Origin of the sequence: Caballeronia eucalypticola (genome assembly GCF_047608185.1) — a bacterium.
Classification (GTDB): domain Bacteria; phylum Pseudomonadota; class Gammaproteobacteria; order Burkholderiales; family Burkholderiaceae; genus Caballeronia.
In genome coordinates this window covers 1-23,191 of record NZ_JBLKRU010000045.1, presented here as the reverse complement: position 1 = coordinate 23,191, position 23,191 = coordinate 1, and the positions used below count along the sequence as shown (strand labels likewise).

Annotated in this window: 20 protein-coding genes and 5 pseudogenes; 13 read left to right on the top strand and 12 right to left on the bottom strand. The window is 58.3% G+C overall.

What is annotated here, in order from left to right; genetic code table 11:
• Window positions 1-32: 32 nt before the first annotated feature.
• Genes ACMX25_RS32960 through ACMX25_RS32940 form a run of 5 tightly spaced genes read left to right on the top strand, consistent with a single transcriptional unit; the run spans window position 33 to window position 4,670 of the window.
• Window positions 33-824 carry an enoyl-CoA hydratase/isomerase family protein gene (locus tag ACMX25_RS32960; RefSeq protein ID WP_414954087.1) on the top strand — a complete coding sequence of 264 codons (792 nt, stop codon included), beginning with the start codon at window positions 33-35 and terminating at the stop codon, window positions 822-824.
• A 60-nt stretch (window positions 825-884) separates the two neighbouring features.
• Window positions 885-1,961, top strand: coding sequence for an ABC transporter substrate-binding protein (locus ACMX25_RS32955; RefSeq protein WP_414954086.1), 1,077 nt, complete (start codon window positions 885-887; stop codon window positions 1,959-1,961).
• Window positions 1,962-1,971: 10 nt separating this feature from the next.
• Window positions 1,972-2,853, top strand: a complete 882-nt coding sequence (locus ACMX25_RS32950; protein ID WP_414954085.1) for an isocitrate lyase/PEP mutase family protein — start codon at window positions 1,972-1,974, stop codon at window positions 2,851-2,853.
• Between the two features lie 3 nt (window positions 2,854-2,856).
• On the top strand, window positions 2,857-4,122 hold the full coding sequence (locus ACMX25_RS32945) for a 3-isopropylmalate dehydratase large subunit (protein ID WP_414954084.1): 1,266 nt from the start codon (window positions 2,857-2,859) through the stop codon (window positions 4,120-4,122).
• Window positions 4,119-4,670, top strand: a complete 552-nt coding sequence (locus tag ACMX25_RS32940) for a 3-isopropylmalate dehydratase small subunit (protein ID WP_414954083.1) — start codon at window positions 4,119-4,121, stop codon at window positions 4,668-4,670. Before ACMX25_RS32945 ends, ACMX25_RS32940 begins: the two co-directional genes overlap by 4 nt.
• A 76-nt stretch (window positions 4,671-4,746) precedes the next feature.
• On the opposite strand, the gene ACMX25_RS32935 is transcribed toward ACMX25_RS32940, so the two are convergent.
• From ACMX25_RS32935 to ACMX25_RS32920, 4 genes are all read right to left on the bottom strand, one after another.
• On the bottom strand, window positions 4,747-6,051 hold the full coding sequence (locus tag ACMX25_RS32935) for a TRAP transporter large permease (RefSeq protein WP_414954082.1): 1,305 nt from the start codon (window positions 6,049-6,051) through the stop codon (window positions 4,747-4,749).
• A 22-nt stretch (window positions 6,052-6,073) separates the two neighbouring features.
• Complete coding sequence (locus tag ACMX25_RS32930; RefSeq protein WP_414954081.1) at window positions 6,074-6,622, bottom strand: TRAP transporter small permease; 549 nt, start codon at window positions 6,620-6,622, stop codon at window positions 6,074-6,076.
• Between the two features lie 14 nt (window positions 6,623-6,636).
• The gene (gene dctP / locus ACMX25_RS32925) at window positions 6,637-7,653 is read right to left on the bottom strand and encodes a TRAP transporter substrate-binding protein DctP (RefSeq protein WP_414954080.1); all 1,017 of its coding nucleotides are present in this window, start codon (window positions 7,651-7,653) and stop codon (window positions 6,637-6,639) included.
• A gap of 81 nt (window positions 7,654-7,734) precedes the next feature.
• Window positions 7,735-8,466 (bottom strand): IclR family transcriptional regulator, encoded by a 732-nt coding sequence (locus tag ACMX25_RS32920; protein ID WP_414954079.1) that lies wholly within the window; start codon window positions 8,464-8,466, stop codon window positions 7,735-7,737.
• Between the two features lie 297 nt (window positions 8,467-8,763).
• Between ACMX25_RS32920 and ACMX25_RS32915 the strand changes: the two genes are divergently transcribed.
• From ACMX25_RS32915 to ACMX25_RS32900, 4 genes and pseudogenes are all read left to right on the top strand, one after another.
• A complete protein-coding gene (locus ACMX25_RS32915) occupies window positions 8,764-9,588 on the top strand; it encodes a TauD/TfdA dioxygenase family protein (protein ID WP_414954078.1) in 825 nt (274 codons plus the stop codon).
• A 149-nt stretch (window positions 9,589-9,737) separates the two neighbouring features.
• Window positions 9,738-10,145 carry a porin gene (locus tag ACMX25_RS32910; RefSeq protein ID WP_414954118.1) on the top strand — a complete coding sequence of 136 codons (408 nt, stop codon included), beginning with the start codon at window positions 9,738-9,740 and terminating at the stop codon, window positions 10,143-10,145.
• 228 nt (window positions 10,146-10,373) lie between these two features.
• A pseudogene (locus ACMX25_RS32905) lies at window positions 10,374-11,406 on the top strand (L-idonate 5-dehydrogenase).
• Window positions 11,407-11,621: 215 nt separating this feature from the next.
• A pseudogene (locus ACMX25_RS32900) lies at window positions 11,622-11,765 on the top strand (IS66 family transposase); the annotation flags it as partial.
• Between the two features lie 810 nt (window positions 11,766-12,575).
• Here the strand turns inward: ACMX25_RS32900 and ACMX25_RS32895 are convergent.
• From ACMX25_RS32895 to ACMX25_RS32885, 3 genes and pseudogenes are all read right to left on the bottom strand, one after another.
• Window positions 12,576-13,007, bottom strand: a complete 432-nt coding sequence (locus ACMX25_RS32895; RefSeq protein ID WP_414954077.1) for a PIN domain-containing protein — start codon at window positions 13,005-13,007, stop codon at window positions 12,576-12,578.
• Window positions 13,004-13,246: an AbrB/MazE/SpoVT family DNA-binding domain-containing protein gene (locus ACMX25_RS32890; RefSeq protein WP_414954117.1), complete on the bottom strand. Its 243-nt coding sequence runs from the start codon at window positions 13,244-13,246 to the stop codon at window positions 13,004-13,006. The genes ACMX25_RS32895 and ACMX25_RS32890 overlap by 4 nt, the downstream gene beginning before the upstream one ends.
• Before the next feature lie 468 nt (window positions 13,247-13,714).
• Window positions 13,715-13,833: pseudogene (locus ACMX25_RS32885) on the bottom strand (electron transfer flavoprotein subunit alpha/FixB family protein); the annotation flags it as partial.
• A gap of 637 nt (window positions 13,834-14,470) precedes the next feature.
• Between ACMX25_RS32885 and ACMX25_RS32880 the strand changes: the two are divergent.
• Complete coding sequence (locus ACMX25_RS32880; protein ID WP_414954076.1) at window positions 14,471-15,364, top strand: type IV toxin-antitoxin system AbiEi family antitoxin domain-containing protein; 894 nt, start codon at window positions 14,471-14,473, stop codon at window positions 15,362-15,364.
• On the opposite strand, the gene ACMX25_RS32875 is transcribed toward ACMX25_RS32880, so the two are convergent.
• Window positions 15,341-16,240, bottom strand: a complete 900-nt coding sequence (locus ACMX25_RS32875; RefSeq protein WP_414954075.1) for a nucleotidyl transferase AbiEii/AbiGii toxin family protein — start codon at window positions 16,238-16,240, stop codon at window positions 15,341-15,343. The genes ACMX25_RS32880 and ACMX25_RS32875 overlap by 24 nt on opposite strands.
• A 989-nt stretch (window positions 16,241-17,229) precedes the next feature.
• Here ACMX25_RS32875 and ACMX25_RS32870 point away from each other — a divergent pair.
• Window positions 17,230-19,047: a reverse transcriptase domain-containing protein gene (locus ACMX25_RS32870; protein WP_414954074.1), complete on the top strand. Its 1,818-nt coding sequence runs from the start codon at window positions 17,230-17,232 to the stop codon at window positions 19,045-19,047.
• Window positions 19,048-19,144: 97 nt separating this feature from the next.
• On the opposite strand, the pseudogene ACMX25_RS32865 reads toward ACMX25_RS32870, so the two are convergent.
• A pseudogene (locus ACMX25_RS32865) lies at window positions 19,145-19,350 on the bottom strand (transposase domain-containing protein); the annotation flags it as partial.
• Window positions 19,351-19,419: 69 nt separating this feature from the next.
• The gene (locus tag ACMX25_RS32860; protein WP_414954073.1) at window positions 19,420-20,310 is read right to left on the bottom strand and encodes a nucleotidyltransferase domain-containing protein; all 891 of its coding nucleotides are present in this window, start codon (window positions 20,308-20,310) and stop codon (window positions 19,420-19,422) included.
• 168 nt (window positions 20,311-20,478) lie between these two features.
• On the opposite strand from ACMX25_RS32860, the pseudogene ACMX25_RS32855 reads away from it, so the two are divergent.
• Window positions 20,479-21,254: pseudogene (locus ACMX25_RS32855) on the top strand (ISKra4-like element ISBte1 family transposase); the annotation flags it as partial.
• Here ACMX25_RS32855 and ACMX25_RS32850 read toward each other — a convergent pair.
• Window positions 21,189-21,467, bottom strand: coding sequence for a hypothetical protein (locus ACMX25_RS32850; RefSeq protein ID WP_414954122.1), 279 nt, complete (start codon window positions 21,465-21,467; stop codon window positions 21,189-21,191). The pseudogene ACMX25_RS32855 and the gene ACMX25_RS32850 sit on opposite strands and share 66 nt — an antisense overlap.
• A 413-nt stretch (window positions 21,468-21,880) precedes the next feature.
• Between ACMX25_RS32850 and ACMX25_RS32845 the strand changes: the two genes are divergently transcribed.
• On the top strand, window positions 21,881-22,174 hold the full coding sequence (locus ACMX25_RS32845; RefSeq protein ID WP_414954072.1) for a hypothetical protein: 294 nt from the start codon (window positions 21,881-21,883) through the stop codon (window positions 22,172-22,174).
• 45 nt (window positions 22,175-22,219) lie between these two features.
• On the opposite strand, the gene ACMX25_RS32840 is transcribed toward ACMX25_RS32845, so the two are convergent.
• Window positions 22,220-23,191, bottom strand: a 972-nt coding sequence (locus ACMX25_RS32840; protein ID WP_414954071.1) for an IS4 family transposase, incomplete at its 5' end; no start/stop codon positions are given.

Here is a 23,191-nt window from a genome sequence, read left to right as displayed (position 1 = left end):
GATCTGCGTCAGTCGCGCAAGGAAAGACACGCATGAATCCCGTTGCAGACACTGCGCCGCTCGTGCTGGTTGAAGAGCTGGGCTCGACCACGTTGATACGGATGGACCTGCCCGATAAACGCAACGCCCTTGTTGCGGCCTTGCGCGAAGCGCTCATCGTCGCCTTCGAGGCCGCGCAACGCAACCCTGCGTGCCGCGCAATCGTACTGACCGGATGTGGTGCAAGTTTCTGCGCGGGAGGCGATCTCGACGGACTCGTCGATCATGATCCCCTCGCCGTGCGCTCCCGGATGGAACGCGGGCAGCGGCTGATCCGTCTTATCGCAGCGGGCGATAAACCCGTCATCGCGGCCGTGAACGGCGCGGCACACGGCGCAGGACTTTCAATAGCCGCCGCGTGTGACTTTGTGATCGCGAGCGCCGAGGCCCGCTTCGGCGCCATTTTCGGCAAGCTCGGGCTCATGGCCGATTTCGGATTGCTGTGGTCACTGCCGCGCCGCATCGGCCTGGCGCAAACGAAACGTGTGCTGTATGCCGGCCGCGTGATCGATGCGCAAGAAGCACTGACGCTCGGCCTCGCCGACGAACTGGCCGAGCCCGACGCACTGCTGACTCACGCGCTCGCGTTAGCCGATTCATTCGCCGGGACCGCGCCGGTGGCTATCGCCATGACGAAGAGCGCGCTGGCGAAAGGCTGCATCACGCTCGACGATGCGCTGGCGCGAGAGCTCGAAGGACAAACATTGCTTTTCAGCACGTGCGATTTCGTCGAAGGACGCAGCGCATTCCGGGAACGCAGGTCACCTCGGTTCGAGGGCCGATAGACGAAGCCAAAGAAGCATCGCTGTCAACGAACAGATCAAGTAAAAAGGGAGACAAACATCATGAAAACCTCGCCACGCATCGGGTTAGCCGCAGTCCTGATCGGCGTCTGCGTATTGGCATCCGTGCATGCAACCGCCCAGGAGCCGCAGAAAATCACGATCGCGGTAGGCACGACGGTGATAGATGCATCGCAGGCCAACAATACCTCCATCCCGCTTTACACGAAGTGCTGGGAGAAAGAAGGTCTTGACGTCACCATCCAGCCGATCAACTCGACCGCGGGCATGCAGGCAGTGCTCTCCGGACAGGCGCAGTTCGTCAACATGGCGCCTGGCGCGGCGATCGTCGCGCGTTCCAAGGGCGCGCCGCTGCGCTCGGTGTATCTGAACATTCGCCATAATTTTCAGTTTCCCGTCGTGCTGGAATCCAGTCCGATCAAGAGCATCAAGGACTTCAAGGGCAAGACCATCGGCGTGATCTCCTACGGCGCGGTGCTTGTCAATATCATCAAAGGCCAGCTTTCCGAAGCGGGCATCGATCCCGACAAGGACGTGACGTTCGTCGAGACCGGCACGGGCGCGCAAGCGATCACGGCGCTGAGAACGGGCCGCGTCGACATCTGGGGAACGTGGGATTCGCAGATTGCGCTGGCCGAAGACATGGGGCTGAAGCTGCGCGTTTTCACATCGCCGTCGGCAGAAAAACTGACCTTCGGCAGTGCGTATTTTGCCCGGGACGACTACATCAACGCACATCCTGATGTAGTCGCCAAACTGTTGCGTTGCGCGGTGCAGGGAACTCAAATCACGATAGCCGACCCGCGCGGCGCGATCCGCGCACACTGGCAGGAGTTTCCCGCCAGCAAGCCAGCCGGTCTCGACGATGCTGCCGCCATGAAGCAGGCGCTCGCGCTTGTCGACATGCGGATCAAATACCTCAAGCTCAGTCCGGGCGAGCAATGGGGCGAGACACCGCCCGCATCGGCCCAGGCAATGGTCGATTTCCTGCGGGCGAACAAACAGTTGGCAGGACCGGTCGAAGCGAAAGATGTCTACACGAACCAGTTTATCCCCGCCGCGAACCAGTTCGACCCGAAAGCCATCGGTCAGGCGGTTGCGACTTTGCCAAAATCCTGAGGTGCATCCGATGAACCGATTGGACGAACAACATCCGGGGGCGCGTCTGCGAGCCATGCTGGCGCGCCGGGAGGCCGTCGCGGTCCCAGGCTGTCATGACGCGCTCGGCGCCATGCTGATCGAAGCGGCCGGCTTCGAGGCCGTCTACATGTCGGGCTATTGCGTGGCGGCAAGCCGTGGCAAGCCGGATATCGGCCTGATCAGCGGCACCGAGATGATTGCCCAGGCGGCACAGATTGTCGCAGCGGTCGGCTTGCCCGTGCTGGTCGATGCCGATACTGGCTACGGCGACATCTCCAACATTGCTGAAACCGTGCGGAGCTTCGAGCGCGCGGGCGTCGCGGGGCTGCATCTGGAGGACCAGATGGCGCCCAAGCGCTGCGGTGCAATGGCAGGCAAGGCGTTGGTCGACGACACCGAAATGAGCGGCCGCCTGCGTGCCGCGCTACGCGCCCGGAGTTCGCCCGATTTCCTGATCATCGGGCGCACGGACGCCGCTACGCTGCATGGCATGGACGAAGCAGTGCGCCGTCTCAAGGTCATGGCCGATGCAGGCGCGGACGCAGTGATGGTGCCGTCGCTGTCGTCGATCGACGATTGCCGCCGTGTGGCCGAAGCAGTCAAGGTGCCAGTGATTCACACGGTCGCTGAAACCATCCGTCCGCTTCATTCGCAGTCGGCCCTGGCGCAAACCCGGCTGGGGATGGCGTTGTATCCGATCACGCTGATCCAGGGCATGGTGGGCTGGCAGCGCTCGCTGCTCGAAGCACTGCGTCGCGACGGCAGCACGGCGGAGTTCGTGCCGGATATGACGCCGCTCGCTCAACTGACCGACATGCTCGGCGCATCGCGCTATGCCGCGTTCGAAGCCAGCGTGATCAAGGGCGCCTGACCCATGCCACAGACTCTCGTGCAAAAGATTCTTGGCCGCGCAAGCGGCCGCGCCCAGGTTGAACCCGGGGAAGTCATCTGGGCCGCGCCCGATTTGACCACCATGCCGGAGGTGTCCTATCCGGCCTATGTGAAGCGTCTTGCGGATATCGGTATTGACAGGCTGGTGAACCCAGAGCGCATCGTCGTAGCGATTGATCACGAAACACCCGCACACAGCGTGGCGGCAGCCGAACGCAACCGTCTCACCCGCCAGCTTGCCGTGAAGATGGCAATCGGCCATCTGTTCGATAGCGAGGGCATCACGCATCCGCTGACAGTCGAGCGTGGCCTGGTGCTACCCGGCATGTTCGTCGCGGGCGCCGATACGCATACGCCGGGACTCGGCGGCGTGGGCGCGCTCGCCATGCCGTTCGGCATCGAGGTCACGATGATCATGGCGATCGGCCGCATCTGGCTCAAGGTGCCGCAGACGATCCACGTGCGTGTCCACGGCACGCTGCGTCCCGGAGTGAGCGCACGCGATATCGTGCTGCATACCATGCGTCTGATCGGTCCCGATGAAGCGAACGAATGCGTCGTTGAATACAGCGGCGAAGCCATTGCCGCGCTCGGTGTACCTGAGCGTATGACGATTTCCGGGCTGACCGTCGACATGGGTGCGGACGCGGGTCTGGTTGCTGCCGATTCGCGTACGGTCGACTACCTGCGTGCAGCCGGCGTCGCGGATCCGCAGATACTGAAGAGCGACGCGGACGTACTCTTTGCATCGGCCATTGATATCGATGCCAGCACCCTTGAGCCGCTCGTCAGCGTGCCGCCTTCTCCAACCCACGTTCGCAGCGCTGCCGCATTGAGCGGCGTCCAGATCCAGCATGCCTACATTGGCTCGTGCGCGTCGGGCAGTCTCGCTGAACTGCGGGCGGCGGCAGCGTTGCTTGCAGGCCGGCGTGTGCATCGGGACGTGCAGTTGCTCGTCATTCCTGCCACGCGGCGCGTGCATGAGCAAGCGATGACCGAAGGCGTGCTTGGCACACTCATGGCAGCAGGCGCCCAGATAGCGGGTTCGACATGCGGTCCCTGCTTCGGCGGTCTTGCCCAGCTTGCAGCGGGTGAGGTACGCATCAGCACGAGCACACGCAATGATCCGGGCCGGATGGGAAGCGCGGAGGCGCAGATCTATCTTGCCAGCGCGCTGACGGTCGCGGCCTCGGCGCTGGCCGGACACATCGCCGACCCACGCGAATATCTGCACGAGGTTCACTCATGAATACAGGCCTCGCAACCACCGGGCGCTGCTGGAAGCTGCCCGACAACGTCTCGAGCGACGCGCTGATCGCGGCCGAGCACGTTTTCGAATACGATCCGCGGATGTTGCGCAAGCACCTGCTGCACGAACTGCGGCCCGAACTCGCCGGCACGGCAGCACCGGGCGATTTACTGCTGGCCGGTCGACGATTCGCGCACGGCAGCCAGCATAGCCATCCATTCATCGCCATGAAAGAACTCGGCCTTGGGCTGCTCGCCGTCGCACTGACTCGCGCGCCGTTCAGGATTTCGGTCTACATGGGCGTGCCGTTTCTGGAGATTGGTCAGGATGTCTATGATTCCCTGGCTGATGGAGAAACCATCGCGGTGGACTTTTCAGCAGGCGTCATTCGGCAGGTGGACAAGGCTATTGAATATCGTGTCGAGCCGCTGCCACCTTTCGTGATGGACATTGTTTCCGCAGGGGGGGGACTCTCGTTCCTGAAACAGCAGATAAAGGACGGTCAAGATCTGACCTCTCACGCGGAGATAACCAGATCGCCGGCGTAGTCTGGGGGAATCTGGTGGCTCAGCGGCGGCTGTGCCATGTGCGAATGCCCGAACAAAGTGCACAGCTCGGAAAGGCCTACGAAATGAGATGTGTGAGCCCCGGAAACACCGCGATCAACACTAGCACCAGCATCATGATAAAGACGTAGGGCAAGGTCCCCAACACGATGCGACGAAGGCCGACGTCCGGGGCCACGCTCTGAACCACGAACAGGTTGAGACCCACGGGTGGATGGATTAACGCCATCTCCATGTTGATCACCACGACCACGCCGAACCAGATCAAGTCCCAGTGATACGCGGTAACGACGGGAATCAGAATCGGCATCGTCACGACGATGATCGCAATCGTCTCCATGAAGCAGCCAAGGAAGATCAACAGCAGATTGATCGATATGAACAGTACCCAAGGGCTCACATGCGCGTTGCCTACTGCACTGGTGAATGCAGTAGCGACCTGGCTCGTGGTCATCACATAGCCGAACACAATGGCCGACGCAATCACTGCAAGAATCATCACGCTGCTCTGCGCCGTGTCCAGCAGGATCTTGCGAAAGCGCGGCCAATTCAATTCGCGGTACACGAGTCCGGCCAGCAAAAGACTGGCGACGATGCCGAGCGATGCCGCTTCCTGCGGCGTCGCCAGGCCCTTATAGAGCGAACCCAGAATAATCACGATCAGCAGCGCAAACGGCCCAATGTCTTTCAACGCGACTACCCGTTCCATGACTGTCGCGCGCGTGCGTGGGGGGATATCCGTGATAATGCCCTTTGCGCGCCTGCGCAACGCCAGATAGATCTGATAGGCCGCAAAGCTGGCCGCCATGATGCCGCCTGGCACGAGCGTCGCCATGAACAGTTTGCCGATGGACTGTTCCGCGATCACGCTGTACACGATTAACGGAATGCTTGGCGGAAGCAAGATGCCGAGCGTGCCCCCCGCCGCGACCGCGCCGCACGCTTCCTTAACCGGGATATCGCGGCGTCGCATCTCGGCGATTGCAAAGCCACCGATCGCGGCCGCTGTCGCCACACTCGATCCCGATACGGCAGCCATCACACCGCATGCAATTGTCGTCGCGACAGCCAGACCGCCCGGCACGCCATCGAGTATGGTCGCGAGTGCGCCGTACAGACGAGCGCCCATGCCGGATGCCGAAACAATGGCGCCCATGAACATGAACATGGGTACCGATGTCAATGTGAAGGTCGCGACCGAACTCCAGTAGGTGCTCGAGATCAGGTTGAGCGCGTCCCACCCGCCGCCGGTAATGAACAGCGACACGAGCGCGACGAACAGGAGCGAGAACGCAATCGGCACGCCGAGTGACAGCACGGCAAGCAGGCCGCCGAACATTCCTGCACCGATCAGCATTTGCATGGGCGTTTTCCTTTGTCGGCGATCAATGCCGGACGATGACGTGCGTCTCGTCGTCCGGCATTTCGCTGCCGATATTCAGCACCGCGAGCAGCATCTTGCCGAGACGTACAACCTGCACGAACGCCAGTAAAGCGCTGCCTATCAGCAAGCATGAATAGGGAATCCAGAGCGGTATCGAAAACATGCCCCAGGATTTTTCGCCGCTTTGCCACGCGTCGAGCCAGAAGTTGTAGCCGAGCCAGAACAGCGTGAGCGCCACGGCGGTCACGATCGCGCACGAGATCATCGTCAGCACCCGTGCCGTGCTCGGGCCGACATGCTGGCCGATTACATCCACCTTCAGATGCCTTCCCTGCCACGCAAGCGTTGCCGTGCCCACGAAAGTCATGTACGCCATCAAATAGGTGGTGACTTCCGTGACCCATACGTCGGAGAGCTTCAGCACTTCGCGCGCGAGCACGCCGTACGATACGACCGCCACCGTGAGCAGCACCGCGCAGCCTACTGACAGCGCAATGGCGTGGCACATGGCATCGAGGAAGCGCGTGAAGGGGCGTTTTTTAGCAGGCATTGCGACCTCGTCGCTCACTTGTAGAACGCGAGGCTCTTGTCGAGCAACGCGCCCCCGCCCGGCACTTCGGCGCGGAACTTGGGAAAGCTGACTTGCTGGAACAGCGTCTGCCATTGCTTCCACTCGTCGCCGGTCATATTGTGAATCGCGGCGCCGTGATCGGCGAAGAGCTTGGTCACGCGACGGTCATCGGCCTTTGCCGATTCAAACGCGTCCTGCTCGAGACTTTTGCCTACATCGACCATGATCTTTTGCTGCTCGGGCGTCAGTTTGTTCCAGGTCTTCATGCTGATCGCGATAGGCTCGATCGTGTAGTAGACGCTGAAGTTTTCGGGCGAGTTGTAGAACTTTGAAACTTCGTAGATGCGATATGAGCCGAACGTGCCCGACGACGTCCACATCTCGTCGAGCAACCCCAGTTGCATAGCGCTATACGATTCCGAAGACGCCATCGACACCGTGCTCGCGCCCGCCTTTTGCAACGCGGCTTCCATCATCTTGCCGGCCGCGCGAACCTTGGTGCCGGCGACATCGCCCGGTACATTGATTGCCTTGCCTTTTGACGCTACGCCTCCGGATATCTGAATCCAGCAGAGCGTCTTGAACCCAAACGTCTCCGCTTTCGCTTCGACATCCTTCCAGGCGTCCGAGTTGCGAAAGCGGAAGACGTCGTCGGGCGTCTTCCAGAGTCCAGGTAACAGTGTCAGGTTCATCTCCGGAATAGCGCCCGCCGAATAGATATACGGATAGATCGATAAATCAACGGTTCCGTTGCGCAACGCGGTATGCGTCGCGAGCGACTTGACGAGCGACTCCGCCGGGAATATGTCGATATGGATCTTGCCGCCCGACAGCTTCTCCACTTCAGCTGCAAATTTCTTGCCCGTCAGGACCACATAATCGTTTGGATCGTCTGGCCACTGATGTGCCATTTTCAAGTGCACGGAGTCATCGGCTCGAACGGCTTGCGCGAGCGGCAATACCAAGCCAGCGACCGCCGCCGACAGCGCGAGTAATCGAAGCAGTTTCACAGTCGTCTCCTATGCGGGCCTCTTGATCGGCCCTTGTGGTTTTCATTACGTGCGCGGGGGACGAGAAATATCCCGGATTGTTCAAATTTGCGAAGCTTCGATGAGCGCCTTCGTACGCAGCAGCATGGCGCCCATCTCGTCAATGCGCTTGTCCATGCGATACATCGGACCGGCGATGGCAATGCCTAGCACTTCTCTTTGAACGACGACAGGCGCGGCAACCGCGAGCACGTCGCTCACACTCTCGCCGCGCGTGACGAAGAATCCGCGCTCGCGACCGTCCCTGAGGTTATTGATCAACTTCGTGGCGCTGGTGAGCGTGGACGATGTCACAGCTGCAAGCGCTTGCGTTTTTAACCATGCGCGCAGGGTTACATCGTCGAGAGAACTTAACAGCGCCTTGCCGATGGAGGTGGAATGCAGCGGCTTGATGCTGCCCGCGCTTGCGCTATAACGAATCGTTTGCGGCCCTTCGAGAACCGAAAGATAGACAATCTCGTCATGCTGCCGCTTGCCGACAATCACCGTTTCCTGAGTCTCCTCGCGCAATACTTCCAGGTGCGCTTCGAGCCGCTCCAGATAAGGATCGTGCCGCCCGATGCGTTCGGCCATATCGGCTAAGCGACGCGTCGGATAAAGATCCTTGCGACGGCTCGTCAGGTAGAGATAGCCTCGCTGCACGAGTGTCGCGACAATACCGTGACAGGTACTGACGGGCAGCCCTGCGACCTCAGCGAGCTCGCTCAGCGTGAGCGGCCGCTCGGAAACCGCAAATGCTTCGAAGATACTCAGCGCGCGGTCAGTAGGTTTCATTCGCTTTCGATATCTCGAAGAAATTTTCGACAGAACGAATTCAGTATAAGAAAAAGTCGGTTTGCGCACCAGCGGTGTGAAGCCGGGGATTACCCGAATTTAAACGCTGCATGACCTCGTTCGCGGGATTTCCCATCCTTGACACGCGGATCGACGATTCTTATATTTGAATCGCCTATTTTGAAAAATTTTTCGAAATAACGAAAAGCTTGAAACTCGAAACTCTTGTGGATGGTCGTGCGCCTGGCGGTAACGCGACCTGCGCTCTTGCATCCGCTCAAAAAGGAAGGGGTTCACATGCAAGTCAGGAAAATTGCTGGCGCTATCGGCGCCGAGATTTTGGAAGTCGATCTCACGGCGGGAATGAGCGGTTCCGATATCGATGGAATTCGTCAGGCCCTGCTCGACCATCTGGTCGTCTTTCTGCGCGATCAGCCACTGACATCGCAACAGTTTCTCGACTTCGCGAGCGCCATGGGAGAGCCGATCGATTATCCGTTCGTGAACGGCGTCGACGGTTATCCGAAAATTATCGAAGTGAAAAAGCTGGAGCACGAGACCGTCAACTTCGGCGGCGTCTGGCACTCCGATACAACGTACCTTGAGATCCCGCCAATGGGTTCGATGCTGCTCTCTCGCGAAGTGCCGCCATATGGGGGGGATACACTTTTTGCGAATCAGCAACTCGCATACGACGCCTTATCGGACACAATGAAAACGCTTTTGGCCGGACTCAAGGGAATCAGTTCGTCAGCGAAAGCTGATGTCTCCCGTACACGAGAAGACCGGATTCGAAGCGATGGTAAAGCAAGCAAGGTCGAGAATTATGTCGCGGAGCATCCGATCGTGCGGACGCATCCGGAGAGCGGGCGCAAGAGCCTTTACGTGAACGTTGCGCACACGATCGGCATTGCGGGGATGACGACAGACGAGAGCACACCATTACTCGAGTTTCTCTTCAAGCATCAGGTCAGGCCGGAATTCACCTGCCGCTTTACCTGGACACCGAATGCTATTGCGTTCTGGGACAACCGGGCCGCACAGCACAATCCTGTCAACGACTATCACGGTTTCCGGCGTGTCATGCATCGCATCACGCTCAAAGGAGACCGGCCTCGCTGACGAAGTTGGCATTGCCATCAGAACTCTTCGCCGGCGGTCAGTCTTTCTTATGACCACGGGCCGCTTAGCGTGGGCGCCGCTTATCAGGTCATCAACGATATCGGTGGCCTGACGCCGGCGCCACGGCTTACGGCAGCACGTATTTCGGCATCACGATCCCGGATAGTTCGCAGAAGGTATTTACCGCGGGCGCGACCTACACGCTTGGCAATGCCAAGCTCTACGGCTCCTACATCTATAGCCACGTGTATCCGGCTGACTACCGGAACGATTCGTTCTCCGTTGCAGCAAGCTACTTCATCACGCCTTCGCTGCAATTGATGATGCCGGTTTATATCGACTTCCTGCGTCACGCGAATACAAGCGGAACGCGGATCACGACCGGCCCGACGCTTGACTACTTGCTCAGCAAGCGGACCGACGTTTATGTGGGTGTGGACTACAATCACCTGACCGGCGCATGGACCACGCTGGCGGGTAATGCAGGCTCGAACCAACCCTTCAATGGCTATAACTCGCTGTTCGAAGCAACGATCGGCCTGCGCCACAGGTTCTGATCGACGCAGCGGCTGGTCATGAATGCGCGCGGCTCACGCTGCGCGCAGTGGGATCGCAGTGGGATCGCAGTGGGATCGCAGTGGGATCGCAGTGGCGATCATAAGGTACGCCTATTGATCCAGATCGAATCGATCTTGTTCAAGCTGAAGACCTGGCCGTAGAGTGGAGCACGTCCGATGTACCGTTCCAGCACCGCTCAATGTACCGCTTAACAAGGGGTTTTCGCCATGCATGCACTCGTGATTCACGCGCCGCTGGATTTGCGCATTGAAGATGTCCCGACGCCCGAACCGGAAGCGCATCAACTGCTGATTCGCGTTCGCGCCGGCGGCATCTGCGGCTCTGATCTTCACTACTTCAATCACGGCGGCTTCGGCACGGTTCGCATCAAGGAACCGATGGTGCTCGGGCATGAGGTATCCGGCGTGGTCTCGCGCGTCGGTGCCGATGTCACCGACATGCCCGTCGGAACGCGCGTGTCGATCAGTCCCAGCCGACCTTGCGGACACTGCGAATACTGCCAGCAAGGTCTGCAGAACCACTGTCTCGACATGCGCTACTACGGCAGTGCATGCGTACGCCGCACGTTCAGGGTGCATTTCGCCAGAAGATCGTGATTGATCGGTCGCAGGCTCATGTTGTGTCGGATGATTGAGCGATGCTGAAGCCGCCATGTTCGAGCCTCTGTCGGTTGCGCTTCACGCGGTACGCAGGGCGGGACCGTTGCTCGGCAAGCGTGTGCTGGTCACGGGATGCGGTCCGATTGGCGCACTGATCGTCGCGGCAGCGCGACGTGCCGGGGCCGCGCATATCGTCGCAACTGACGTGAATGAGTTTCCTCTGAAGATCGCGCTCGAGGTCGGTGCCGACCACGCGTTCAACATCTTGCAGGCGCCGGATGCGCTCCTGCCGTTCGCTGCGGGCAAGGGCACGTTCGACGTGCTGATCGAGGCCAGCGGCAATGCATCCGCATTGCGTAGCGCATTCGACCCGCTGCGGCCGCGCGGCATCATCGTGCAGGTGGGTCTCGGGGGCGACGTGCCGCTGCCGATGAATTTGATTGTGGCCAAGGAATTTGATTTGCGCGGCGCATTCCGGTTTCGTGAGGAATTTGCTATTGCGGTTGAACTGCTCAACAAGCGGTTGATCGACACCAAGCCGCTGATATCCGATATCTTCTCTTACCGCGATTCGCTCAAGGCTTTTGAAACGGCGAACGACCGGTCAAAAGCGATGAAAGTCATCGTGGATTTTGCCTGACCCACGAGGCTGGAAGTACCGAGAACTGCGATAGTTCGAGTCCTGCCAGCGCGGGCGGATCGATTCGATGAACTCGTCCGTCAGTAAATCAAGCGCGGGCGCTGGTTAATGAGCAGGGAGTTCTGCGACCAGATTCATCAACGGTTTGCAGGGACCGTGATATCCCTCGCTTGCGAGATGTCGGTTACGCGCAGCAGCGTATCCGCCATTCGCGGCTGACCCAAGCCCTGGTGCCCCTGCATGTCATTGACAAGAGCATTCCGACCGCCGGCCTGCTGGCACACGTGCTTGTTTCGAAACATGGTGATCACCTTCCGTTGTACAGACAAGAACGCATCGTCGCGCGCGCCGGTCTGGCGACCGTTCCGATCGACAAACCGCTCTGTGCTGCGCATGGGAGAGACGTGTTGCTTGCGCGTCAGCTGCTTTTTATTCTAAGGCAGTGTTTTTTCAGGCTTGCTCCATTTACTCCGCGCCGTCAGCATCGGTAGTGGCTCAGCCGCCAGCGCGAGCGTCGCAGCTATCATGGCGGCTACGTAGAGGCCTGAGTCTGGATCGTCTTCATCGACAGCGTTCTGATTACTGGCATGCTTTTCCAGTCGAGCTCGGGAACGTGGACTGCTTTCAAGCCCTGTGCAGATCTGACGAGGAGCTGGCTACACTGCCGGCTAAGATCCGCCCGCAACACTGACTTACCGGTGTGACTGACCGTAAGGAAACGCGGCTGAAGTAGCGAATCAGGACCCAGCCGAGTCCGGGCCCTCAGCGCTCACGGCACACATCGCACTGAACGCGGACGACATCGAGCGCGTGCTGAGCGAACAGGGCAGACGCGCGATTGCGTGCGAGGAGTGGCTGCCGTTGGACCTCGGCCGTCGGGCCCCGACTCGGTGTCCACGACCGACGTGCTGCGAATCCTGTTCCAGCCGCCAGACAACTATCGACAGGTCGCGATGCGATACGCGCTGCTGTGCGAGTTGATCCAGATCCGGTCTCACCGGGTGGCTTCAAACCTCACGGGGTGGCTTGGAAGCGATCGCGCTGCTGCTCTGGATCTAGCGATACGAGATTGCGCACGTCGCGCCGTCGATGCACGGCCACTGAGATGAGCAGACACAAAAGGTGTCACAGCAGTACCGTATGACGCCTGAATGGAGATCGCAGGGTGATCAGCTTGGCGAATGGAATGGATTGACCACCGTCAACCGGTCATAGATCACCTGGCCATGCTGCATGTCTTCGCTATACAGAACCTCGCAATTTTCAATCAGCGCGAACGCGATGATGCACGAATCGTAGAACCGAAAGCCGTAGTGCTCGGCGACCCGGCGCGCTTCCTTATGCACTTCAAGCGTCAGTGGTACGATTTCGCAGAATTCCTCAACATCGCTTAACAGCGAGTTGATCTCGGGCCACGGAAGGTCCATTTTACGGCGCATGACGAGTGTGACCTCGTTCATTACCTGTGTGCTGATTACGGGCTGCGGATTGCTGCTCACAATTAGCGATTCGGCCCGTTCAGCCTTTGTCTGATCGCCAGAAAACAGATACGCGATCACGTTACTATCGACGGCGAACCGCGTCGGTGCGTCAACGGTCATTCAGCGTTTCCTCTCTCGCTGAGCGATTCCCGATCAAACTTGAAGTCGGCAGGCAGGCGCCCGCGATACTTCCGCAGACGCTCGATCCGTTCATCGACGGTGGGCTTTTTGCTCACGGAGAACGCACCAAATTTGTCGGCGTAGATTTCGATGTCGTCACCTTCCTGCAGTCCGAGCGCCTCTACGACGCTAGCGGGCAGTCGGACGGCAAGGCTGTTGCCCCATTTTGCGACTTGCATAATTACCCCTTTGGATACACATTTTCCATATTGTATATCTTTCTGGGCAATTTTAAAATTCAGCGCACCCGACGATCGATCGGTGCTTACGGATGCCGCCATCGCTGCCGAAACCTAGGCGAAATGAATCAGCGCTCCGGCCACGTCCGAGACGCGAGCTAAAGAAAGCTGCTCGCGCGGTCAGATAATCCGCTGTAGCTGGCCGTCAGCCACTTCGCGAAGCGTTAACCAAGTTGTGGCGTGCGACGGATCTTAAGTGCGCGATGCACATTGTGCGAATATAAATAAAAGGATGTTTGTACTAAAATATGACAAATAAGATTATGTCAAATTATAATTGCGTTTGACTCGTTCTCGAACTGGGTATCCGCGCCCTTGACAGGCGCCGCTAACCTCCTGAAGCCAGGGCGCGCGGGATCTACCCAACCGCAGCAATAAGCCGCCGGCTTCGGCGACTAGACGAGACCGTTAAAGCGAGTCAGTCAACTCCGGTACGACCGTGAACAGATCACCACGAGGCCTTAGTTCGCCACGCCGAAAATCGGCGCTTCCGCGTCCTTGTTGAGCGCAATGATCACCTTCGAATCGCCAGTCACACCTCACTCACCACCCAGCTCTATGGCCGGTGTCGCCACGAGATCAGCCTGGACGACTTCGAACGGATTCATTTCTGACTCCGTGCAGAAAGTCCTTGACGAAAGATGCGTCGGCCAAATCAATTCCTATTTATCCGTACTATGCAGCGTTGACGCTGCATAGTATAACATATTTATCGAGATTTTTAACGATGTCTTACCTTAAAAATCAAGGCTTTCAGGATTGATTTATAGAAAAATATATGATACGTTACGCAGCGTCAACGCTGCGTAACGTCGTGATGAAAAATTAGAAGTCTTCCCCTCTCAGTTGATTTTTCGATGCAGCGCTAACAGAATGATGCGAAATCGGGCTAAAATAGGTTTTAGTGGCGTGCTATGCAGCGTCAACGCTGCATAGCATAGACTATTTATAGGGATTTTTCAAGGCGCTTTGCCTCAACATCAAGGGTTACAGCGTTGATTTTTAGAAAAATATGCGCTATGCTACGCAGCGTCAACGCTGCGTAGCGCAGTGGTTTGTACACAAACAATGCTAAGTCCTTTCCTTAGATTGAATTCTTGACGCTGCACTGGCAGCATGCATGCTGCCAGTGCAGCGTCATCATAATATTCCCTAATATTTGGGATGAACCGAACAAGAATCCAAATCGCAAAAGCGGATATCGTCAAGCATTTCGATCAGCTGCCGAAGCACGCCCTCAAGCTGAAGGAAATCCGGACGATTCTTGCCAGCCAACGCGCCTTCTGGCGTCTCGCGCAAAGCACCACTGCCGAGCGCTTCACAGACTTTCTGAAAGAGCACGCCAAGCTCAGGGAAGTTGAATTCCCGTTTCCGCAACGCACGGAGCGATGCTATGTCTGGGGCGACGTTCCGCTACTGAGCATTCTGCTGTCGCTGAGGAAGGACCTTTATTTCAGTCATTACACAGCAGTACGGATGCACGGGCTAACCGAGCAGTCACCCACAACGATTTACATAACGGATGAGCGCAGCAGCGGCGGCAGCGATCAGCGCGAGCAGGTCAAGCTCGGACAAGCTGAAATCGACCAGGCATTCAGTCGGGCTCCACGGGTTTCGCATAACTGGGTCGAGCATGCGGGGAAAAAGATCTACCTGCTGAACGGCGCACATACGGGCCATCTGGGTATCGTCACCGAACGCGTTACGGATGAAGGAGGCCAGGAAGTCCTTGCACGCCTCACCAACTTAGAACGCACCCTCATCGACATTACCGTGAAACCCGTCTATGCCGGTGGCGTCTTTGAAGTTGCCAAGGCCTTTGAGCTCGCGAAAGATCGAGTCTCCATCAACCGGTTGGTTGCAATGCTACGCAAGCTTAACTTTGCGTATCCCTATCACCAAGCGATAGGCTACTACCTGGAGCGCGCGGGTTACAAGCCGAGCCAGATCAATCTGATCCGGCGCCTGCCAATCGAACACGATTTTTACCTGATGCACGAGATGGGCGAGACCAGTTACATGAAGCAGTGGCGCCTATCTGTCCCAAGTGGGTTTTAGCCGATCAACCAGCTCGAGCACATAGTTGAAATAGACATCAAATTCCTGGAGGTCAAAATCCGGGGAGACTGTGTCGGCAACTGCCGCAAAACCGGCCAGATGAAACTCGTAGTAGTTCGGGATCAGGCTGAGGAGTGACAGGGGCACCTTCTTGACTTCAAACATCGAGGTCAGGATTCGTCGCATTTGCTCGCCCGACAGATCCAGCTCCAGCGCCTTCGTGAGCACGAATATGTCGACGAAGTCCTTGGGGCGGGCACTCCCCAGGCGTTCTCGTTTGACGACCGGACCGTATTCAGGCATCTGCTGGCAGATGGCCCGCAACTTCTCACAGACGATCATTGAGGGTGAGTAGACGTAGATCAGCGTCCCGTCGAAGTCCCAATCCTGCTTGTCTTCCACATATTCGAAGCGGCTGATATCGATAAGGAATTTTGTGCCCTGCGCCAGATTAATCGCTCTCTTGCGCAACTCTTCAAGATTTGCGGAATGCTCGACATGCATCTCGGCGGTTGCGAGCTTGAATTCGACGCCATAGCCGCCCCAGAAATCCCTCATGTCCGCCGTTATGGCCTTTGGTCTCTCGACCATTCTGAAGTCGAAAACTTCGAACCCGTTGGCACGGAATGTATCCGAGAGTGTTTTGAAGATCCGCGCCTGCACGTGCTCTAGGTTTTCGCCAAAATCCTGCTTCAACGAAAAATCGAGATCGACGGAAGCACGCGCGCTGATCTGATGGACGAGCGCCATTGCGTTGCCGCCTTTCAGCACTAGTTGCTCCAACAGCTCGTCGTCGGAAAACATCGCCTGGACCGCCAAGCTCTTGATCCTGTCCAGCAGTTTCGGGTCTTGCGGTCCTGTCTTGGGTTTTTTCATTTTCTTCTGGCGAGCCCTGTGTTGTTGATGGCGAGCGACGGTAATATGGCACCGCACGTGACCCGCGCGAGCATCGCCCCGAAAATGCCGCCGCGAGATGGCAGGCGTATAGCCTGCACTCGAGACTGCATCGGCCCCGGCGCGCTGCAACGAAGGGGCATGCGCCCCTCATGCGACTACCTCTTGGTGTGCATCTTTAGCCACTTCAGCGTCGCTGACCGGTCCGCTGCGTAGATGCTCGGGTCAACTATCACACTCTTCGCGATCTCGATGGCCCGCCGCGCCCCATCATTTCTCAACCGACTCAAAAGAGCCTTGCGGCCTGCTGTGCCGGAGACGGCTAAAATTCCCGAGCCGAACGCATGTCGCTGTCCAACTGGTTCACATCAAACTTAACCTTCATGAAACCTCCTACGGCGTATTCGTCGACGGGTGCCGACCGGCCGTGCGCCGTGAGGTCGAGTTTGGTGTCACGACTTTGGGAGCATCGGATTGCCACGTCGCGGCTAACGATAGGCTATTTTATCAACAGTCATGGAGTTCTCTCAGGCTTCGGATTTTTGCGTACGCCTGTTATCTGAAAAGCCCTATGGAGCGAGGCTCGGTACTTATGCTAGTCAATTCGGCGGCAATTTGTCTCTGCGGCTAGACCATTGATTCGCCTAGTGATGCGGCGCGGCTATCGTACGTTTTCATCCGAATATTGAGTGCACCCCGTCTTTGGCGCTGCCGGCAGCAACCAACCTCTCCCTTTGGCCGCTCACAAATGGCCTCTTTGCTCAAGAAAGGAGGCGCACCGGGACTAGCACGTCGTTGCCTGAAGGTTATGCAACGGCTTACAATCGAACGCCGCCCTGGGCAGGACTTAATCTCGTTTGCGTTAACGCGGACGCTGCATCATGGAAACCCCGCTCCGCTGAGCCTGACCGATTGACGGATTGCGCGCAGCAGGTACAGGAGAAAGATACCCGGGGCGGCACCTTACCCTTATGAACATTCCCCTGATTATTTCCGCAGAAGACCTAACCGAAAGCGCGAAGTGGGCGGAACTCTGGCGACACACGGACGTCCATCTTTTCGCAGCCGATGTGTTCGACCTCGCGTACGAAAACGTGCAAGGCATTCTTTACCCAACGCCGCCGTACAAGGCTTTTCTGATGGCCAAGCGCAGCGGTGGCCATCGCCTCATCCGCGAGCCCCGGCGGCGGCTGAAGCTGCTCCAAGCAAAGCTACTCGCTTACCTTCTCGATCGGGCCGGCACGCCCAAGCCGTGCGCCCACGCTTTCACGAAGGACCGCAGCATCGTCACGAACGCGCGCAAACATTTGGAGCGCCGACCGCACTTCGTGCTGAATTTGGACCTTGAAGGGTTTTTCCCGTCGATCACCTTCTACCGGATTCGCGGTGTTTTGCAAAAAGCGCCGTTTCACTTCTCGCACTCGGTCGCAACGATGCTTGCGCACATGTGCGTCGTGAAGAACGAGCTGCCTCAGGGTGCGCCAACGTCGCCCTTCCTGTCGAATCAGGTCTGCCGATCGTTGGACCGTGACCTGATGGCCCTCGCCAAGCGTCACCAGGCCACTTACACCCGCTACGCGGACGACATGACGTTCAGCTTTTCGTCGCCGAACCGTGCTGCACTGCCCGCGAACATCTGCACGTTCGACAGCGGTGTGGTGACCCTCGGGCAGGAATTGACCGGGATCATCAACCAACACAGCTTTCGGATCAACGCGGCCAAGACGCGCATGTCCACCCGCCAGCGCCGGATGGAGGTCACCGGGATCGTCATCAACGAGTTCCCGAACGTAAAGCGCGTGTTCATCGACAGGATCCGAGGGGCGTTGCACGCTTGGGACAAGTATGGCTACGACGCCGCGCAGGCGGGTTGGGAAAAGCTTATCGCCGACGGCGCTGCCCTGGCATATGAGAAGCGCCCGTGGAAGCGGCAAACCCGCACGGGCCAACCTCCCACGCTGAAGAACGTCTTATGGGGCAAGCTCCTGTTCGTGCGCATGGTGCGCGGCGCCGACGATGCGATCTACACCCGCCTAGCGGAGACCTACAACCGTCTCGTGGCGAGGGAACGCGAGACGAGCCAGACGTTCAAGGCTTCGACTCTGCCCGTCGAGGCGATCGTTCGGAACGCGCATGACGCCGAACGGGCCGTGTTCGTTGTGGAATGGACCGGGGACTATCATCCGCCGGCTGGCGGCGAAACGGGTATGGTCTACAGCCAGGGCACGGCTTTCGCATACAAGCGCCATAACCGCCTGATCACCTGCGATCACGTGCTGGGCGGCCACGGCGAGATCAATCGCGTCCCGTTCTCCACCGATATCGACGCGCAGGAGGTACAAGGTGCAACCCTGACCGCGATAGACCCTGTGACGGGGCAGCACTGGCCGCTCCGGGTCATGCATCGCCACGCCCATCGCGACCTCGCAATCCTTGAGTTCGAGGACGCGCCCGAACATCGACATTTCTCCGGGATGGACGCGCCGATCAACCGACACTCCCCCGGACACCTGATCGGATTTCCGAACTGGAACAGGGGGCGGCGCGCGAACATCGAGCCGGCGGTTGTGACCGCGCGCTTTCCCCGCACCGGCTTACAGCGTTTCGAGATAAACCAGCTGATCCGTAAGGGCAACTCGGGTGGTCCGGTCGTTGACGAGCTGTTTCGCGTGGCGGGCGTCGCCCAGCAGGGTGCGCAGCAGGACGCCGGCAACAACGAGTGCCTGTGCGTCGCAGAGCTGGACGCCTGGATCGCCGAGTATGAGGCGACGCTGGCATCTCCTCCGTAAGCGCGCGATCCAGCACACGGAATTGATATCCTGCGGGGTGGGCGATCATGTCTCACCGCGTCGATCCGGCGAAGTCCGCGCCAATGCGCCAGTTGGATCAAGCGGGGTTAAGTGCTGGCGCCGTAAGCTTCGCGAAGTTGAAGGGCAGCAAGTCGGTGACATGGGCATCCGGTGCGCGCTGCGGTAATTCGGTGAGCACGTGCACGAGGTATGCGTAGGGTTCGACGATGCAGGCCCGACACGTGAGCATCAGGCTGTAGCCATTGCGCTCGCTTTCGCTCCAGCAACCGTGTCACTGAACAGCTACGCGGACCTGCATATTTCTGCAATAAGTCCGGAAGCTTGCGCCCTCGAACTAACACATAGTCCGCTTCACCAGCCCTTCCACAGCTGAACGAAACCGTTCAAGAAAGCGTTGCAGTCTTTCGAATTCCAGGACACCTCGGGCGAGTCGTCGAGCAATCTGTACTGCCGATTGGCACACAGAAAAGTCGCGCGATTCGCCTCCACCAGCCAGTTGATGCATCTGACAACCGAGTCGTCGTATGTGTTTCCGAAACGATCGACCGGAACGTTGTAAAGCAACCCTTCAAGGTAGTATGAAGGAGCCTGGCCATGCTCCAAGACTCGTTGCTCAATCATTCTTTGTCGAGCGTTCTTAAAGATACGGATGATGTGCTTCATCCACTGGTTTGTTTCTTGATTCTTCGCCGTAAGGTTCTTGCGGTGCAGCCTCGGATAGTTCACGACCTTTGTGCCGTCTGACTTGAAGAAACAGATCCCAGCAACCTGCTCTTCGTTGCCAACTGCGGTAAACCGGCGATATTTCTTGTGTTCCACAGCGATCAAAACGTCAGCCTTACGTCGGCTGTGACGCGGCTGGATCTCGACGGCCTTGCTCCCGGGCACAGCGTCATCGCCGAACCGCTTCTTTAACACATCCAACACATGAGCGCGAAATGCCTCCGCCGTGTATAGAGCATCAGGATGAGCCGCAGAGAATGCGACCTTTTGGGGTTCGGGAAGGGGCGTGAGGTCATAATAAAAGACCGATTCGAGCATGATGACGACGTCGACGTCACTTTCCTTAAAAATGTTGGTGTCGTTGCGGTATGACCCTTGCAGAAAAATCTTATAGTTTTTGTTTGCATAGCCTGCGTCGGCACTTTCCAGCGCCAATTTGATTGTCGCGTACGTGTCCTTGGAGGTAACTTGCGCCCCGATCTGAGCCCATTGAGTCAACTGGTCTTCTGGTATGGCCATTCGTCCTCCTTAGATCAACAGTTTCTTGAGTTCGTCTTCGTGTTTGCTAAACGATTGGCCGCCGCGCTGGTAAAGAACATTTAATTTCTTGAGATCGTGTTCCATAAGATCAGTCGCCATGTCCGGGGTACTGTACGTGTCATTCACACGCACCATTGGCACTTCCTTATCCGGCTCGCCGGGCACAGTAGTCGACAGGACGGGTGGTTCGAAGTCATCGTCGGGAAATCAATGCGCGATGACGGGCGGACACAGCTTCGCGTACGTTCATACACACGAGCACGCGCCCGTCGATCGTATGCTGGCGCTTCTCGCGCAGGAAGGCGTCGCCGCGGATCAGCCGGTGACTTTCCTGTCTGATGGCGGCGACACCGTGCGCCGCACCCAGATCGACTTTGGCGATTGTGGCGAGAATGTAGTCGACTGGTTTCACGTCGCCATGCGGGTACAAAATCTCGAACAGAAGATCAAGGGGCTGCCGGACCGCGGCGAACGGCCAAGTGTCGACGTGCTGATCGATGGGCTGCGCAGTGCAAAGTGGCACCTCTGGCACGGCTGCCCCTATCCGGCACTGCGGCGGGTTGAAAGCCTGGGTTGGGAACTCGCCACGGATCGCAGTCCCGAGGAGGCCAGGCTGCTGGCCAGACAGGAGGAGTTCGGCGGCTACATCGAGAACAACCAGCGCTTTATCGTGAACTACGGGGACCGCTATCGCCATGGCGAGCCGATCACGTCGAGCTTCGTCGAGCTTCGTCGAGTCGGCGGTCAACCGGGTGGTCAGCAAACGGTTTGTGAAGCGGCAGCAAATAGGGTGGCGACCGGCTCATGCGCATGGCCTTCTGCAGGTGAGGACTGCCGTCCTGAATGAGCAACTGCGATCATGCTTCGAGCGATGGTATCCAGCGCTCGCAGGCAACGATCATGCTCGCCATATCGCAGCGTAGTGCCCCCGCTTTGGCGCGCTCCGATTGGTATTCCAAACACCCTGAATCATCCTTGGCCGACTGGCTGAGCGACATGCGCCGCGCCACGGCGTTCTGTTTGATATGGACCTTCAGGCCGACAGGATGCTGGCTCAGTCGATCGCTATCCCCGAATACACCATCCGTTACCGCGACGGTCAGCTCCCGGGTCAGCTCACTGCATCGAGTAAACATTAACCATGAACGCCTGCGCTTCAGCGGCCGAGTCGACCCTGGCCAGACGGTCGTAGAGTAACTGCAATTCGCTCGGCCGGAGCGAACAAATCATGGAAACGGCGGCGCAGGCAGCTTTACTCCGATTGGGATTTCGATAACTTTCTCTTTATCACGCACGAACTCTTTCTGCACACCATCGCGATCCTTATCGATGGCGACCGCTTTGAACAAGCGCGAACTTTGACGGCTACTGACTTCTACGTCGGGAAAAACCGTGCCTTCACAGGTGAGCCGATGGTTCCGCGGCGGCTATCGACCGGGACGTGGGATCGCTGGAACGGCGAAATACACGACTAAATCTGCGGCGAACGTCGCTTCGGGCCGATTTGCTGCATGACCGATGCAAGACCGCCGTCACTCGCTTCGAGTCGTTGGCTCAAGCCGATGTCCTGCTTTTCATGCACTTCAAGCGGGCGGGTGTTTATTGGTGGCCGTACACAGCGATTTATCTTGGACCTGGGCGAGCACCCTTTCCGGTTTTTGCTCGTGCGAGTTCGATGAAGTTCTTCAACAAACTACGCGTGCTCTTCGGTCTTGATACTGCCGAACAGATGCGGGCTTGGATCAAGCAGTTGGCGGCCAACGACGACTTACCGCGGGCCGGTCACACTCGCCTCCCTGTTGAATGGTTGACCGCCGTTGACCAGATCGCAACAAAGGAATGAGTATCGGGATGGCGGGGAACTGCCTCTAGACCGAATGGCACTTACTTAAGCCCGAGGAGCGTGCCCATATTTTCGGGCGCGCTCGCGAGCGATGTGACGAGGCTCTTTCAGCCATGGATAAGACTTCGGTCTACGTTTACGCATTCGTGGTTCGATGCGACCGGGGCGATTCCCAACACGGGACTGTGCGATCAGGCTGAACAGGAGACTCTGGTCGTGCGTTGCCGTCAGCCCTCTGGCCAGCCATTCAGTCCATAGCTGCACGGTGTGCTTGAAGCTCAGTGCTCTCGGGTCCGTGGCGTAGTGGCTGGCGGCTTGGGCCATCAGCAGCCGGATTACGTTGTAGGCCAGCAGATGGACCCAGATCTCCTTCTCGTTCATGTGGGCCGTTTGGCAATGCAGCACATCCATGCCCATCGTTGTCTTGATGTTACGTAGATCCAGTTCCACGTTCCAGCGCCTGGCATACAACTGCGAGAGGTCCTGTTTGCGGGTCTTGCGTGCATCAAGCATCGTGGTGACCAGCACCTGGTGATGCAGCCTGGACTCGCGCATTGTCAGTTCATCGGGGAAGGCCTGGTACTGCTCACGCGTCATCCAGGCGGGACACTGCTGGGGTTTGGGCCACGTCACAAGGTGATCGCGCGTGCCCAGCGACTTGCCGCGCCGAAAGTCGGTGTGGCGCGCCCCATGCTGTTCCATCACGACATCCACCCCGGCGGCGATCATTGAGGCCATCAGAAAGTAGTGGCAGTACAAGGCGTCAGCAACGATCACGTCACCGCGACGAAACGAGCTTTGCAGCATGCGAAACGCCGCCAGCTCCCCGCTGCCTTTGCCCGCATAAGTTCCGAGCGCCGCCTCCAGCACTGCGCCGCTTGCCAGACAGATCACCGCAACCAGATAGGCTAACGGAAATCCCACGCCTTCGGCCTGGGAACCGGGCTGTGGGAAGCGGGCCTGGTTCGACGGCGTATCAGGCATCGAGATCCCGGTGCCATCAACCAGCTTGACTGG